This window comes from Sphingobacteruim zhuxiongii, from assembly GCF_009557615.1.
GTDB lineage: Bacteria > Bacteroidota > Bacteroidia > Sphingobacteriales > Sphingobacteriaceae > Sphingobacterium > Sphingobacterium zhuxiongii.
The window spans coordinates 1,615,509-1,629,409 of the sequence record NZ_CP045652.1; the positions used below are offsets into that span (position 1 = coordinate 1,615,509).

12 protein-coding genes are annotated in these 13,901 nt (G+C 37.6%); 8 read left to right on the top strand and 4 right to left on the bottom strand.

Annotated elements, in window-relative coordinates:
- Window positions 1–2: 2 nt before the first annotated feature.
- Together GFH32_RS06985 and GFH32_RS06990 are read right to left on the bottom strand one after the other, a co-directional pair.
- Entirely contained in the window at window positions 3–1,964 is a 1,962-nt protein-coding gene (locus GFH32_RS06985) for a M1 family metallopeptidase (protein WP_153510570.1), read from the bottom strand.
- Between the two features lie 4 nt (window positions 1,965–1,968).
- On the bottom strand, window positions 1,969–2,313 hold the full coding sequence (locus GFH32_RS06990) for an ArsC family reductase (RefSeq protein ID WP_153510572.1): 345 nt from the start codon (window positions 2,311–2,313) through the stop codon (window positions 1,969–1,971).
- A 292-nt stretch (window positions 2,314–2,605) separates the two neighbouring features.
- Between GFH32_RS06990 and fbaA the strand changes: the two genes are divergently transcribed.
- The 8 genes from fbaA to GFH32_RS07030 all read left to right on the top strand — a co-directional run bounded on the left by fbaA (window position 2,606) and on the right by GFH32_RS07030 (window position 12,682).
- Window positions 2,606–3,685, top strand: coding sequence for a class II fructose-bisphosphate aldolase (gene fbaA, locus GFH32_RS06995; RefSeq protein ID WP_153510574.1), 1,080 nt, complete (start codon window positions 2,606–2,608; stop codon window positions 3,683–3,685).
- A 150-nt stretch (window positions 3,686–3,835) separates the two neighbouring features.
- On the top strand, window positions 3,836–4,717 hold the full coding sequence (locus GFH32_RS07000; protein ID WP_153510576.1) for a tyrosine-type recombinase/integrase: 882 nt from the start codon (window positions 3,836–3,838) through the stop codon (window positions 4,715–4,717).
- A 13-nt stretch (window positions 4,718–4,730) separates the two neighbouring features.
- The gene (gene hpf / locus GFH32_RS07005) at window positions 4,731–5,072 is read left to right on the top strand and encodes a ribosome hibernation-promoting factor, HPF/YfiA family (RefSeq protein ID WP_153510578.1); all 342 of its coding nucleotides are present in this window, start codon (window positions 4,731–4,733) and stop codon (window positions 5,070–5,072) included.
- A gap of 350 nt (window positions 5,073–5,422) precedes the next feature.
- Window positions 5,423–5,785 (top strand): DUF6686 family protein, encoded by a 363-nt coding sequence (locus GFH32_RS07010; protein ID WP_153510580.1) that lies wholly within the window; start codon window positions 5,423–5,425, stop codon window positions 5,783–5,785.
- 159 nt (window positions 5,786–5,944) lie between these two features.
- Complete coding sequence (locus tag GFH32_RS07015) at window positions 5,945–6,472, top strand: ferritin (RefSeq protein WP_153510581.1); 528 nt, start codon at window positions 5,945–5,947, stop codon at window positions 6,470–6,472.
- Window positions 6,473–6,614: 142 nt separating this feature from the next.
- Window positions 6,615–9,341, top strand: a complete 2,727-nt coding sequence (locus GFH32_RS07020) for a TonB-dependent receptor (RefSeq protein ID WP_228384235.1) — start codon at window positions 6,615–6,617, stop codon at window positions 9,339–9,341.
- The gene (locus tag GFH32_RS07025; protein WP_153510582.1) at window positions 9,341–10,315 is read left to right on the top strand and encodes an NAD(P)H-quinone oxidoreductase; all 975 of its coding nucleotides are present in this window, start codon (window positions 9,341–9,343) and stop codon (window positions 10,313–10,315) included. Before GFH32_RS07020 ends, GFH32_RS07025 begins: the two co-directional genes overlap by 1 nt.
- 69 nt (window positions 10,316–10,384) lie before the next feature.
- Window positions 10,385–12,682, top strand: coding sequence for a GH92 family glycosyl hydrolase (locus GFH32_RS07030; protein ID WP_153510584.1), 2,298 nt, complete (start codon window positions 10,385–10,387; stop codon window positions 12,680–12,682).
- 352 nt (window positions 12,683–13,034) lie between these two features.
- On the opposite strand, the gene GFH32_RS07035 is transcribed toward GFH32_RS07030, so the two are convergent.
- Both GFH32_RS07035 and scpB read right to left on the bottom strand, forming a co-directional pair.
- A complete protein-coding gene (locus GFH32_RS07035; RefSeq protein WP_153510587.1) occupies window positions 13,035–13,214 on the bottom strand; it encodes a hypothetical protein in 180 nt (59 codons plus the stop codon).
- Window positions 13,215–13,335: 121 nt separating this feature from the next.
- Window positions 13,336–13,896, bottom strand: a complete 561-nt coding sequence (gene scpB / locus GFH32_RS07040; protein WP_153510589.1) for an SMC-Scp complex subunit ScpB — start codon at window positions 13,894–13,896, stop codon at window positions 13,336–13,338.
- Window positions 13,897–13,901 lie beyond the last annotated feature (5 nt).

Sequence of the window (13,901 nt, forward strand, 5' to 3'; positions counted from 1 at the left end):
TTCTATTTTGATTTCCAAGTATTGTTTTCAGGATTACTATCCGGGTACACTTCGTCCGGGTCAATTTTTACCGATATTAATTTTTCTGTTGAATTCAACAAAAATCGCCATGATTGGTTTCTTTCCCAAATCTCAACAGGTAATTTTTTTCGAATTTTCTTACCGCTTGCGGTTGTTGCTTCAATGACAACAGGCATTGCCATTTTATCTAGATTACTGATGCTGATAATCGCACCTTTGGCCGGGTCTAAATCCGGATAGTTTACTTCATCAATCGCTTGATCTAACTGCCAATTATTTAGGAACCATCCGCGCCAGAACCAATTTAAGTTTTCGCCGGTCTCGTTTTCGATGGTACGGAAAAAATCATATGGTGTAGGGTGCTTGTATGCCCAATATTCCACATATTTCTTAAAAGCATTGTCAAATCGATCCGCACCAAGTACTTCATCGCGCAGGATTCTTAGTGCAAAGCCTGGCTTGTAATAGGCTAAGATGCCGATGTTACGCTCTTTCATCCCTTGCGGCGAAGTCATCACCGGTTCTAAAGCAGGATTCATCAATGCTCTGGTCATAGCATTTCTGCTGCCTAACTCGCGATTGTATTCGCCCTTGTTAAATGCTTCCGTAGATAAATCATTGATAAAGGTATTGAATCCTTCATCCATCCATGCATATAAGCGTTCGTTAGAACCGACAATCATTGGAAACCAAATATGGCCAAATTCATGGTCGGTTACTCCCCACAGACTCGCGGCCTTGGCCCTATTTCCACAGAAGACAATCGCAGGATATTCCATTCCGCCAACATTAGATGCTACGTTAATCGCAACGGGGTATGGGTATTCCATCCATTTCTTGGAATAGTATTCAATAGATGCTTTGGTATATTCGGTTGATCTTTCCCAAGCATTTCCGCCATTGCTTTCCTTTGGATATACGGAAAGTGCTAGTGCTTTCTTACCACTCGGTAGGTTGATTTTGGCACCATCTACAATAAACGCTTTGGAAGATGCCCAAGCAACGTCACGTGCATTTTCTAATCGGTATTTCCAGGTAAGGGTTTTCTTCTGCGGTCTAGAATTTGCGTTTTTCACCTCTGAATCCGAACGTATAATAACTGTTCTGTCGCTTTCTTTTGCTTTGTTATAACGATCCAGTTGGTCTTTTGTCCATACTTCTTCTGGATTTAATAATTCTCCACCTAAAACGACAATATGGTTCGCTGGAGCAGTAACTTCCACATTGAAATTGCCATATTCCATATAGAATTCTCCTGGACCTGTATAGGGTAGGCTATTCCATCCAAGAACATCATCATATACAGCAACTTTAGGATACCATTGTGCGATCGCAAAGATATCACCATTCTCCGTTGGAAGAACACCGGTGCGATCCGCGCCATATTCGGGAACGATATAAGAGAAATCAATGTTGAATTCTGTCTGACCTCCGTTTGCTGCCAATGGTGTCGGTAAATCAATACGCATACGCGTATCATTGACGCTATTCTTTAGTTCTTTACCACCTTTGTCGATGACCTTCGTTAGGGTATATCCGCCATTAAAGTCCGATGCGGCTTCCCCATAGCGACTATTACTTAAAGGTACCGTTGCCTGTCCTGTCGAAGACTGATTAAATAAATTCTGTTCTAGTTGAAGCCAAATAAAATCTAATTGATCGGGGCTATTGTTTGTGTAAGTAATTTTTACGGATCCTTTTACTTCCCGTGTTTGGTCATTCAATGCAACCTTGATATCGTAGCTAGCGGCATTTTGCCAGTATTGATGTCCTGGCTTACCTGAAGCCGAACGATAGGGAGTACCTGTATTGGTGTAAAATGTAGAACTAAAGGCTTCTTTATAATCGTATCGACTTTCTTTCTTTTGAGCTTGCAATTCTTGCTGGCTAATAAAACTAACCAATAGACCTGCAATTGCCCATTTAAAAATTATTCTCTTCATAGATTTATAGTTTAGTTTGATACTCGTCTTCGTTAAAACCTAATAAAATCCCATTGGGTGATTCAATTAGCGGACGCTTGATCATACTATTATTTGATAATAACACTTGATTCGCCGTAGCTGCATCTTGAACAGCCGCCTGCTCTTCTGTGCTTAATTTTTTCCAGGTGGTACCTTTTTTGTTTACTAAGCTCTCCCAGGAAACTTCCTTTTCCCATTCTTCCAGTTTCGCTAAGCTTGCAGGTTCTTTTTTGTAGTCATGAAAAACATAGTCTTTTTGATTCTCTGTCAACCAATCAAGCGCTTTTTTTACTGTATTGCAATTCTTAATTCCGTATACCTGTAGCATAGTGATTTAAAATAATAGATAATAATTCAGGATAAAGATATTAATTAGATCGATATAGGCACGCTAAATAGTGTTAAAATAAGGCCTTCAGCTATGTTTTGTATCAAGATTGTTTAACTCAATGTAGGGGTAATAATGCATGTATTTATGCGTTTAGCCGATAGGATATGTTTGTTTTACAGTAAATAAACGTCAATTAATTAGTTAGTGTAAATTTTACACTATATTTTTTCGAATAATAAAAAAACGTTATCTTTAAACATTCACAACAAATACTTAGAACGAATAAACTATGAGCCTAAAAGATTTCAAAGGTGTTTTAACAGGAGATCAAGTACAAGAGTTATTTGAGATTGCTAAAAGAGAGAAATTTGCTTTACCAGCGGTAAACATTATCGGTACGAATTCTATCAATGCTGTTATGGAAACGGCGAAAGCAGTTAACTCACCCGTAATTATACAGTTATCAAACGGTGGAGCACAGTTCTATGCTGGTAAATCATTAAATAATGATGGCTTGCAAGCATGTATCTTAGGAGCTGTTTCTGCTGCTCAACACGTACATTTATTAGCAGAGCACTACGGTGTTGCTGTTATTTTACATACTGACCACGCGGCTAAGAAGCTTTTACCTTGGATCGATGGATTGTTAGATGCAGGAGAGAAATTCTTTGCTCAACACGGAAAACCTTTGTTCTCTTCTCATATGTTAGATCTTTCCGAAGAGCCAATTGAAGAAAATATCGAGATCTCTAAAAAATACTTAGAGCGCATGAAGCCACTAGGTATGACAGTTGAAATCGAATTAGGTGTTACAGGTGGAGAAGAAGACGGCGTTGACAACTCTGACGTTGATAGCTCTAAACTATATACACAACCAGAAGAAGTAGCTTACGCATTTGAGCAATTAGGTCAAGTTTCAGATAAATTTACTGTTGCTGCAGCTTTCGGAAATGTGCATGGCGTTTACAAACCAGGTAATGTTAAATTACAACCTGTTATTCTTCATAACTCACAAGAGTACATCCGTGAGAAATTTAATTTAACGGCTGAAAAACCAGTGAACTTCGTATTCCACGGTGGTTCTGGATCATCTCCTGAGGAAATTGCTGAGGCAATCTCTTACGGTGCAATCAAAATGAACATTGACACAGATATGCAATGGGCATTCTGGGATGGTGTTCGTGCTTACGAAGCGAAAAACCACGATTATTTGCAAGCTCAAATTGGTAACCCTGAAGGTGCTGATTCGCCTAACAAGAAATATTATGACCCACGTGTTTGGTTAAGAAAAGGTGAAGAAGCTTTTGTTACTCGTTTGAAACAAGCTTTCGAAGAGTTAAACGCTATTGATGTAAATAGCAAACTATAAGGAACGAAATCTTAGATTTAGGGAAAGGGCGAAGTTATACTTCGCCCTTTTTCATTTTCCTGTCATATGAGCATTTTCAACAATAATATTGTCCTTAATCACATTTTTTATAGAAAATAATTCCTAATATTACCAATAAGGGAAGAGGAAATGTATAAGGATAACTTCATCACATATCTACGATTTGAAAAACACTACTCGGTGCATACATTGTCTGCTTATGAAAAAGAGATAGATCAATTTCTATCATTCGCGGAACAGGAATCGTATACCTTTGATGCCATAGATTTTAAATTTCTTCGCTATTATTTCTCTACGCTACGGGAGTCAGGAAAAGAAGTTCGTTCAGTGAATCGAGCGATATCGGCTTTGAAATCGTTCTATAAGTTTTTAATGAGGGAAGGGCTCTGTAGCAAGAATCCAATGTCTCTAATAAAGTCATTGAAGGTACCTCAAAAGCTACCGACGATTGTCGAGAAAGATAAGTTAGTTCAACTGCTTGATAACCTAGAACAGGAGCTCGAAACTTTTGAAGATATACGTGATTTCATTGTATTGGAACTACTTTTTGGAACGGGTATCCGTGTTTCTGAACTAATAAAAATAAAAGAAATTGATGTTGATTTTTATAATAAAAAAATACTTATATTAGGAAAAAGGAGCAAAGAACGCTTTGTTCCAATCAATAACACATTACTTGAAGAACTGAAACGATATTTGTTGGAAAAAAAACAACAAAACTTTCAAAACATTATCCCTGAATTAGTCGTTACCAAAGAAGGGAAGCCTGCATATCGGGAATTGATATATAAGATTGTTAAAAAGTACCTGAGTATGATTACTTCGCAGAAAAAAAGAAGTCCTCATGTCTTGAGACATACTTTCGCTACAGCATTATTAGACAACGGTGCAGATTTGAATGCAATTAAAGAGTTATTAGGCCACGCTGGGTTGTCCGCAACACAAGTTTATACGCATAACTCAGCTGAACGTTTGAAATCAATTTATAAACAAGCCCATCCAAAGGCTTAAAAAAGGAGGAAAAATGAACATTACAGTGCAATCTATTAAATTTAATGCAGACCAAAAGTTAATTGAGTTCATTAAGAAGAGATCAGAGAAGTTAAATCAGTTTTTCGACAACATCATCGAAGGCGCATGTTATTTGCGATTAGAAAATGTCGAAGACGAAGCTAACAAGATTGTGGAATTGAAATTCAATGTCCCAGGCAGTCAATTGTTCGCTAAGGCGCAGGCGAAGACCTTCGAAGAAGCAACTGATATAGCTATTGAATCGATCCGACGACAGATTAATAAGCACAAAACTAAGACTAGAACAAATTTAAGTAACCACAAAGAGATATTAAATCAAGAAGAGGAGTTTTAAGAACATCCGACACTAAGATGAAGAAAGCTGCCTGTACAGGGCAGCTTTTTTTATGAATGGTATTCTCTATAGTATGTCTGCAAAAGTAAATTAAGTCGTTCAACTTGATTCAATATACGTTTTTAACGAGCCATTAGTATACAGTCATGTGTACATTGATTTCGATCGTTAACATCTTCCGAAAACGTGATACGGAAGCAATATAGACTTAGCTAGAAGTCGATTAGCAGATGCTTATGACGATGTGATGACTCAAATACTAGGAAAACCTATTGATTTACTTCTAAAATTTTTATTTATTTGGATTAATTCTTAATATTATTTAGATTTGTTCCAGACTATTGAAAAACATGATTTGTCCTTTAGCAAACGTTGAAGAAGTATTTATAACAGATGACGCGGCAGTATACCAATGCAGCCGTCAAAATTGTTACTGGTTGGAGTTCCAAGGAACAACGACATCGTTCAATGTAAGAGACTTCTTTAATTTTAAAAAGAAAGTAGATAACATCGATATCGAAAAGATGTTAAATGACTCTGCGCGCAATTGCGACTTTGAAATTATCATGCCTTTCCGTACAGAACGTTGTTTCATTCTTTCCATTGAAGAGATATTACAATTACGTGATGTACTTGCTGGGGCTAAGTTTATGATTGAGCTGAATGGCGTAATTCATAGTTGCCTTAGGTCGCGTACCCTTCTTGCTATTTAAAGCTGTAATTATACTAGTTCTAAATAAGTTAGCTCTTTTGCTGTCTAATTTAGACTGAATTCGTATTGCAGAAAAAACCATATATTTTATTGTAACTCATTATCTTTGTAGTGTTGGATTTGAAACTCAAACCCGCTGGACATTTTATATTAGATTGTTATGAAAGATTTATTGAAATTAAAAACATCTATCTCTGAGGAGATCGAAAACATATTGAACGCACAAGTTAAAGTGGAAGCACATTCATCAGCATTGTATTTAGCGATGTCAGCATGGTGTGATGATCAAGGTTTAGATAACGCAGCAGCATTCTTTGCAAAGCAATCTGACGAAGAACGTGCGCATATGTTGAAATTATTTAACTACATATCAGCAAGAGGTGGTCGTGCGATCTCTCCTGAAGTAAGCAATGTACCTGTTGATTTCGAATCATTCAGAGGTGTATTTGAGCAAACTTTAGAGCAAGAAATGTTCGTTACGGAGCAATTCAACAAAATTGCTGATAAATGTATGAAAGCAAAAGATTTCGTGACATTCAACTTCGTACAATGGTTCTTAGAAGAACAAGTAGAAGAAGAGTATGTTGCTCGTCGTATTCTTGAGTTATTCGATGTTATCGGAGAAGAAGGAACTGGTCGTTGGGAGATTGATCGTCACCTAGTTAAAGTTACTTTCGACGGAGAATAATCAGACGAAAATAAAAAAAGGGGCTAAGATTATAATTTTAGCCCCTTTTTTTATACAAAAATTTTAAGTTCCTACGTTTTAATGTTAAATTTCATTTGTTGTGAATTAATGGATATAAATTTCTCTTTAGGAACTGTCTTAAGTGTATAACCTTTATTATATTTTGACCATTGCCATGGTCTGCCTTTCGTTCTCTCCGAATCTTCTCGCTCAAGAGCGAACTAGAAGCATCGAAGGTCTTGTGGTGGATACTATTGGGATGGGATTAAAAGGTGTATCAGTACGCTTGAGTAGCACAGACGATACCGTGGCAGTCATGACAAATGCCAACGGTTTTTACCGAATTGATAAAATTAAAGGAGAACATATTAGTCTAACCTATAGTATGCTTGGGCATCAAATCGTTAAAAGGACATTTCCCACGAATAAATTCATTAATCAGATTTTTGCGCCAAAGATCACGCTACATCCTCAAGCGAATATAATTCCAGAAGTAAGGGTCTTGAAATATATCCCCGTCGTAAATAAAGGTGATACCGTTCAATTTAATATGAAAGCATTTTCTTTCCCTGCACGCTCCTTGTTGGAGGAAGCATTGAAGAATTTGCCAGGCTTCCAAATCCTGCGCGATGGAACTCCGTTCTATAATGGACAGATGATTACTAGCGTTCAAGTGGATGGACGTAAGTTCTTTGGAGGAGATGTACTTACAGCAACAAGAAATCTTCCTGCTGAATTTGTTAAGCAAATTGAAGTTATCAATGATTACGGCTCCTTATCTACAGCAAAAGGAATAAAGAACAATGAACCAGAAAAGATCATCAACATCATTCTCGAGGACAATAAGAAGAAAATAACGTTCGGTCAAGCCACACTAGGTGGCGGTACTCGCGAGCGGTATATTGGAAGTATTGGCGTAAATAAGTTCAATGATGGTCAAGAGATATCCGTCGTTGGGTCCCTAAACAATACGAATAACAGTCTATTTGCATTTGGTTCACCTAATGGTGCAGGGGGTAGAGTCAGTTCTTTAGGAGAATTCGGCGACTATTCTGATCAATCCGACGGCTTGAATAAGCTCGGATCGTTGGGTATTAGTTTTTCAGATAATTGGGGTAAGGATATTCAAATTTCAGGCGGTTATACCTACCAAAGCAGACATAATTTGACTGAAGGTAATTCCCTATTAACCTCTTCCTATAGTAATTTCAAAATCCATAAGAAAGAAGATTACAGCACCAAAACTTTAGACAACTACCATAAGCTATTCTTTGAGATCAATTCCAAACTGAAGAATCAAGATATTATCAAAATAACGCCTACATTGACTTATAATAGAACTTTTGTAGATAATAATCGTTTTACGACGCGCTTAAACTATCGTGTTAGCGAGAGTGGAGAGCAACAAGATAGTTCGGTCAATTCGACGCCTACCGCCGAGTTGCTTTTGTTTTATTCTAAGTATTTTAAAAAACCAGGAAGGAAATTAGTAGGTGATTTTCGATTTAATTTCCAAACCTTAGGTAAAGATGAACGGGTTAGAGAAAGTTACGTTGTCTACGATACAACCAGTACGAATCCTTCCATTAGTATGTTTCAACAAGAGCAAATAGTTGATGCTCGTAATGATTTAAGCACCATTAAATCGTCGATCTCCTATGTCGAGCCTTTTTATAAGCACAGCCTTTTAGAGGTGTCCTATGATATTGACATTACCGACATTGAAGCGCGACGGATGGTCAGGAAAGAACCCTTTGAAATTATCGATTCCCTAGGCGTGGATTATGCCTATAGATACTCTAGTTTCAAGACAGGATTAAATTATCAGTATGAACCTAATAATAAATTTAGAGTAAATGTCGGATTCTCGGTTCAACCACTAAGCTTAGATGGAAAGGTTAAAGGAGATTCGGCTTCCTATAAATATAATAACGTAAATCTTATTCCGACAACAAATGTACGCTATAAGATTGGCGATGCTATGGAGCTTCAATTCTCCTATCTAGGAAAGAATAATCAGCCAAATTTCTTGCATATATCTCCAGTGCGTGATAACTCAAATTCTAGAAATATTATCGTGGGTAACCCGGCGTTAAAGGCAGAATTCTACAATAAGATATCGACGAGTTTTAAAAAGTTTGTGCCTTCTCGAGTGCAGAACTTTGAAACCAGCTTAGCATATACCTTTATCAGCAATAAAATTGTAAGTTCAAAAACATCGGTTTCCAAAGAGTCAACCATACAAGAAACATCCTTTGAGAATACAAGCGGATACTATGATATACGATGGAATTACTTCTTTAACACACCATTAATCAATGATAATTTCCAACTCGATCTAAATGGAGATGTTGAATACTATAATAATTTATCATTTATCGATACCCGGAAAAGTACGACAAAGCAATTGCTTTATAACCAAAGCTTGCAATTTAGATACAATTGGAATGAATACTTTGAGTCGGTCTTTAATTCCAACTATTTTCTGAATAGAGCAATCTATGAGCTCCCTTATGAAAATAAGATTGCTGCACATTCCTTCCTTTTAAGCTTGGGCAGTAAAGGCTATATTAATAATAATATTGTGCTTGGCGCAGAGATGTCGCAGCGATTTTATAAAGGTTACGTTAGTGAGTTAAGCGATGTAAATCCAACGATCATTAACACCTATCTAGAGTATACCTTTATGAAGAATAAATTAGCGTTGTTACGCATTCAATGTTTTGACTTATTAGATCAAAATAAGAATGTAGGCGTGTTGACAGAGTATGCAGGTAACGATGTCTTTGAATCTCGGAATAATCGATTAGGGCGCTATTTTATGATGACATTGAATGTCAGATTACAATCCTATCCAAAGAAAAAATAATGAAAGCTGTAATAATAAGTGCATTTGGCGGTCCAGAAGTTTTAACAATTGAGGAACGCGAGAATCCTATTCCCAATGAATATGAGGTTCTTATTCGAGTAAAAGCAGCGGGAATCAATCGTCCCGATATATTCCAACGAAAAGGGAATTATCCCGCTCCTGACGGTGTTCCTGCAGATATTGCAGGTTTAGAAGTGTCTGGAATTGTTGAGCAGCTTGGATCCAAGGCGTCAAAATATAGAATAGGAGAGGAAGTCATGGCATTGGTAGCGGGCGGAGGCTATGCTGAATATGTGACTGTACATGAGGATATTTGTTTGCGGAAACCGGCTAATATAAGTTTCGATGAAGCCGCTGCAATTCCTGAAACAGTATTTACCGTTTGGCACAATGTCTTTCAACGCGGGAAATTAGCCAAAGGAGAAAACTTTTTGGTACATGCAGGAGCAGGTGGAATCGGTACAACGGCAATACAGCTTGCGCACGCCTTCGGAGCAAAGGTTTATACTACTGTGGGGACAAGTGATAAAAAGAAACTTACGGAAGAGCTAGGGGCAATAAAAGCTGTTATTTATAAGGAAGAGGATTTTGCGGTAGCACTCCAAGGTATTGGAATGGATGTCATCTTAGATGCGATCGGTGGAGATTATTTCGATAAAAATATTAAACTATTGAATCCAGAGGGGCGATTGGTTTATATAAACGCAATGAAAGGAGCGAAGGTTGAGTTGAATTTATTAAAGCTTATGCAGAAGCGAATAAACTTGACGGGTTCAACACTTCGAGCGCGAGACATTCCATTTAAAGCATCCCTAGCAAAAGAGATTCAAGCGCAGGTCATTCCTTTAATCGAGAGCGGAATTTTTAAAGTACAATTAAGCAAGGTATACGATTTCAAAGATGCAGTCGCTGCCCATCAGCAGATGGAAAGTCCCGAACATTACGGAAAGATAGTGCTTTCTTTTAACAGCTAAATACTTTTAGCTGTTCGTAATCCAATAATATTTTTTATATTTAAGCAACTAATTAATCCAATAAAGCCTATGCGATTAAAATTTATTGCTTCAACGTTTATACTGGGTCTATCCGTTTTGTGTTCCTATGCACAGAAAATCGGTAAAGTAGAACGCCCAATTGATATGGTTAGTACCCTGGTTGGTACTCAATCTACTTATTTTCTATCGAGTGGGAATACCTATCCTGCTGTGGCATTACCCTGGGGGATGAACTTCTGGAGTCCCCAAACTGGAAAGATGGGCGATGGTTGGATGTACAGCTATACCGCCGAAAAAATTCGAGGAATTAAGCAAACACATCAACCTTCACCATGGATGAATGACTATGGTCAATTCTCCATTATGGCCATGGTGGGCAATAAGACGTTCGATCAAGAAAAGCGGGCCAGCTATTTCTCGCATAAAGCAGAAGTCGCCAAGCCACATTACTATTCCGTTTATCTTGCCGATTACGACAGTAAAATTGAAATAACGCCAACGGAGCGCGCTTCATACTTCCGTTTTACCTTTCCGAAAACCGACGAAGCTTTTGTGCTGATCGATGCTTTCGATAAAGGTTCGTATGTGGAAGTGATTCCGCAGGAGCAGAAAATTATTGGATACAGCACCAAAAACAGTGGAGGGGTTCCTGAGAACTTTAAAAACTACTTTGTATTGCAGTTTGATCGTGCTTTTGCGAACTTATCTACTTTTTCCGATTCTCTTCTTGTCGATGGAAGACTTAAAATTCAAGCTGACCATGTCGGTGCATTAGTTGGGTTTCAAACCGCAAAAGCCGGAGAGCAAGTGTTGGTGAAAGTTGCATCTTCCTTTATTAGTCCTCAACAGGCGGAGCTTAATTTGAAGGAGTTGGAAGGCATTACCTTTGACCAACAAGTGAAAAAAGGAGAAGAGCGCTGGAATTCGGAGCTTGCCAAAATACAAGTCGAAGGAGGAAGCATTGATCAGATCCGTACCTTCTATTCGGCTCTATACCGTTCTTTACTATTCCCACGCATGTTTTACGAGATTGATGCCAATGGACAGGTTGTACATTACTCACCCTACAATGGAAAAGTACTGCCAGGATATATGTTTACAGATACGGGCTTTTGGGATACCTTCCGTTGCTTGTTTCCCTTTTTAAACTTGATGTATCCGGAGGTTAATGAAAAGATCCAAGAAGGCTTAGCAAATGCCTATCGAGAAGGAGGCTTTTTACCGGAGTGGGCAAGCCCTGGATATAGAAATATTATGGTTGGCAACAATTCCGCATCGATTGTAGCTGACGCTTGGATAAAGGGCGTGAAAACTAAGGACATTGAAACTCTGTATGAAGCAGTAAAGAAAGGCGCGAATAATGCTGGTCCTATGACCGCCGTAGGACGCGCGGGAGCGGACTTCTACAATGAATTGGGTTATGTACCCTACGACGTAAAAATTCATGAGAACGCAGCGCGTTCCCTAGAATACGCTTACGACGATTTTACCATTTTTCAATTGGCTAAATCATTAAATAAACCTAAAGAAGAACAAGAGTTCTATAAAAAGCGCTCTTTCAACTATCAGAAGCTATTTGATCCATCAACGGGCTTGATGCGTGGAAAAAACAAAGATGGATCTTGGTCAACGCCTTTCAATCCGTTTAAATGGGGCGATGCCTTTACTGAAGGAAATAGCTGGCATTATAGCTGGTCGGTATTTCAAGATATTGAGGGACTAGCAAAATTGATGGGTGGACATGCAGCAATGGAAATAAAGCTTGATTCCGGATTTAGTCTTCCACCAGTATTTGACGATTCTTACTATGGATTTCCAATACATGAAATTAGGGAAATGCAAATAGCAAATATGGGTCAGTATGCGCATGGAAATCAACCTATTCAACACATGATTTACTTATATAACCATGTTGGAGCGCCGTGGAAATCACAATATTGGCTTCGTGAAACCATGAATAGGATGTATTCACCAAATCCAGACGGCTATTGTGGTGACGAAGATAATGGACAAACATCTGCATGGTATGTATTCACGGCAATGGGATTTTACCCCGTAACACCTGCAACAGACGAATACGTACTGGGATCACCCATTTTTGATAAGGTAACGATCAGCTTGAATAATGGAAAGAAAGTGCATATTGAATCAAAAAATAACTCCGATAAGAATCGCTATATCCAAAACCTGAAATTCAATAATAAGAACTATAGCAAAAACTATATCAAACATAGCGAACTTCTCAAAGGTGCAAATCTAAGCTTTGATATGGGAGCAGAACCCAATAAGCAAAGAGGCGTAAGTAAGGGCGATTTGCCGTATTCTTTGTCTCTGGAGGACAGATAATAGATGTGAGACATTAGATATTAGACTTTAGACATTAGATGTTAGATATTAGACATTAGATTTGAGACATTAGATTTAAGATGTTAAAAATTAGATTTTAGAAATAAAAATACCCCCAGAAAGTGTCTAACTTTTTGGGGGTATTGTAATTTAGCGCCTTTTTATTTACTTGTTAAGAGTGATAATTAAATTTCGAACCAATATTCAAAATGATGCTTGTTTTGTTTTTCGTTAAAAATTGTACGCCAAACATCTAAATACTAAATACTAACATCTAACATCTAACATCTAACATCTCACATCTCACATCTCACATCTCACATCTAATATCTAACCAGTTGATTATTAGAGACTAAAAATCGTCATCCTCGTCGTCGAAGTCATCGTATCCTCCACCGATTGCATCGATATCATCCAATTCGAAATCGTCCTCGTCGGTATCGAAATCATCAGAATCATCATCTGGACCGTTGAAGTTTAATACTCTTTCTTCAACCATTACATCATTTTCAGTTACTTGCATTGTCGCCATTTTGTTAATTATGATATTGTACTTTGTATCTTTTGTATCGTAAAATTATAGAAGAAAATTCAATTCAAAAATATTTTTTTGAAATTATTTCTAACTGTATAATCTTTAATATTTACAAATTTTATTCAACAATTTCACCAATGCTATTCTCCTCAGCCACAATGTCTTTCAGTTGAGGAAGCTCTTTTGTGCTTCTTAATCCAAAATGCTGCATAAACTCAAAACTGGTCGCATAAAGTAGAGGTTTACCAATGCTATCCGCTTTGCCGACAATGCTGATCATTCCTTTGTCGAGTAGACGTTGGATGGTGTAATCACAGTTCACCCCGCGGATTTGCTCTACTTCGAGTTTTGTAATCGGTTGACGATAAGCAATGATTGCTAATGTTTCCAATCCTGCTTGTGACAACTTTCTTTTTTCTTTATGTAACTGCAGCTGATTTATTGAATTATGATAAACCGCTTTTGTTAAAAACTGATATTGTTCGTTAATATTATGTAGTTCGAAAACTTGATCGTCAGCCGTATATTTTAGCTTAATTTTCTCAACAAAATCTTCAATCTCTTGCTTATTAATCTCTATCGCCATAGCCTCTTGTAACACAAGACGTAAGTCCTGAATACTGATTCCTTCTGCTGAAGCAAAAATAATTGCTTCAATATTTAATAGAATATCTTTCAATTTAT

Excerpts from the sequence above, each read along its gene's own strand:
- GFH32_RS06985 (WP_153510570.1), bottom strand. The coding sequence starts at position 1,964 with ATGAAGAGAATAATTTTTAAATGGGCAATTGCAGGTCTATTGGTTAGT.
- GFH32_RS06990 (WP_153510572.1), bottom strand. The coding sequence starts at position 2,313 with ATGCTACAGGTATACGGAATTAAGAATTGCAATACAGTAAAAAAAGCG.
- fbaA (WP_153510574.1), top strand. The coding sequence starts at position 2,606 with ATGAGCCTAAAAGATTTCAAAGGTGTTTTAACAGGAGATCAAGTACAA.
- GFH32_RS07000 (WP_153510576.1), top strand. The coding sequence starts at position 3,836 with ATGTATAAGGATAACTTCATCACATATCTACGATTTGAAAAACACTAC.
- hpf (WP_153510578.1), top strand. The coding sequence starts at position 4,731 with ATGAACATTACAGTGCAATCTATTAAATTTAATGCAGACCAAAAGTTA.
- GFH32_RS07010 (WP_153510580.1), top strand. The coding sequence starts at position 5,423 with ATGATTTGTCCTTTAGCAAACGTTGAAGAAGTATTTATAACAGATGAC.
- GFH32_RS07015 (WP_153510581.1), top strand. The coding sequence starts at position 5,945 with ATGAAAGATTTATTGAAATTAAAAACATCTATCTCTGAGGAGATCGAA.
- GFH32_RS07025 (WP_153510582.1), top strand. The coding sequence starts at position 9,341 with ATGAAAGCTGTAATAATAAGTGCATTTGGCGGTCCAGAAGTTTTAACA.
- GFH32_RS07030 (WP_153510584.1), top strand. The coding sequence starts at position 10,385 with ATGCGATTAAAATTTATTGCTTCAACGTTTATACTGGGTCTATCCGTT.
- GFH32_RS07035 (WP_153510587.1), bottom strand. The coding sequence starts at position 13,214 with ATGGCGACAATGCAAGTAACTGAAAATGATGTAATGGTTGAAGAAAGA.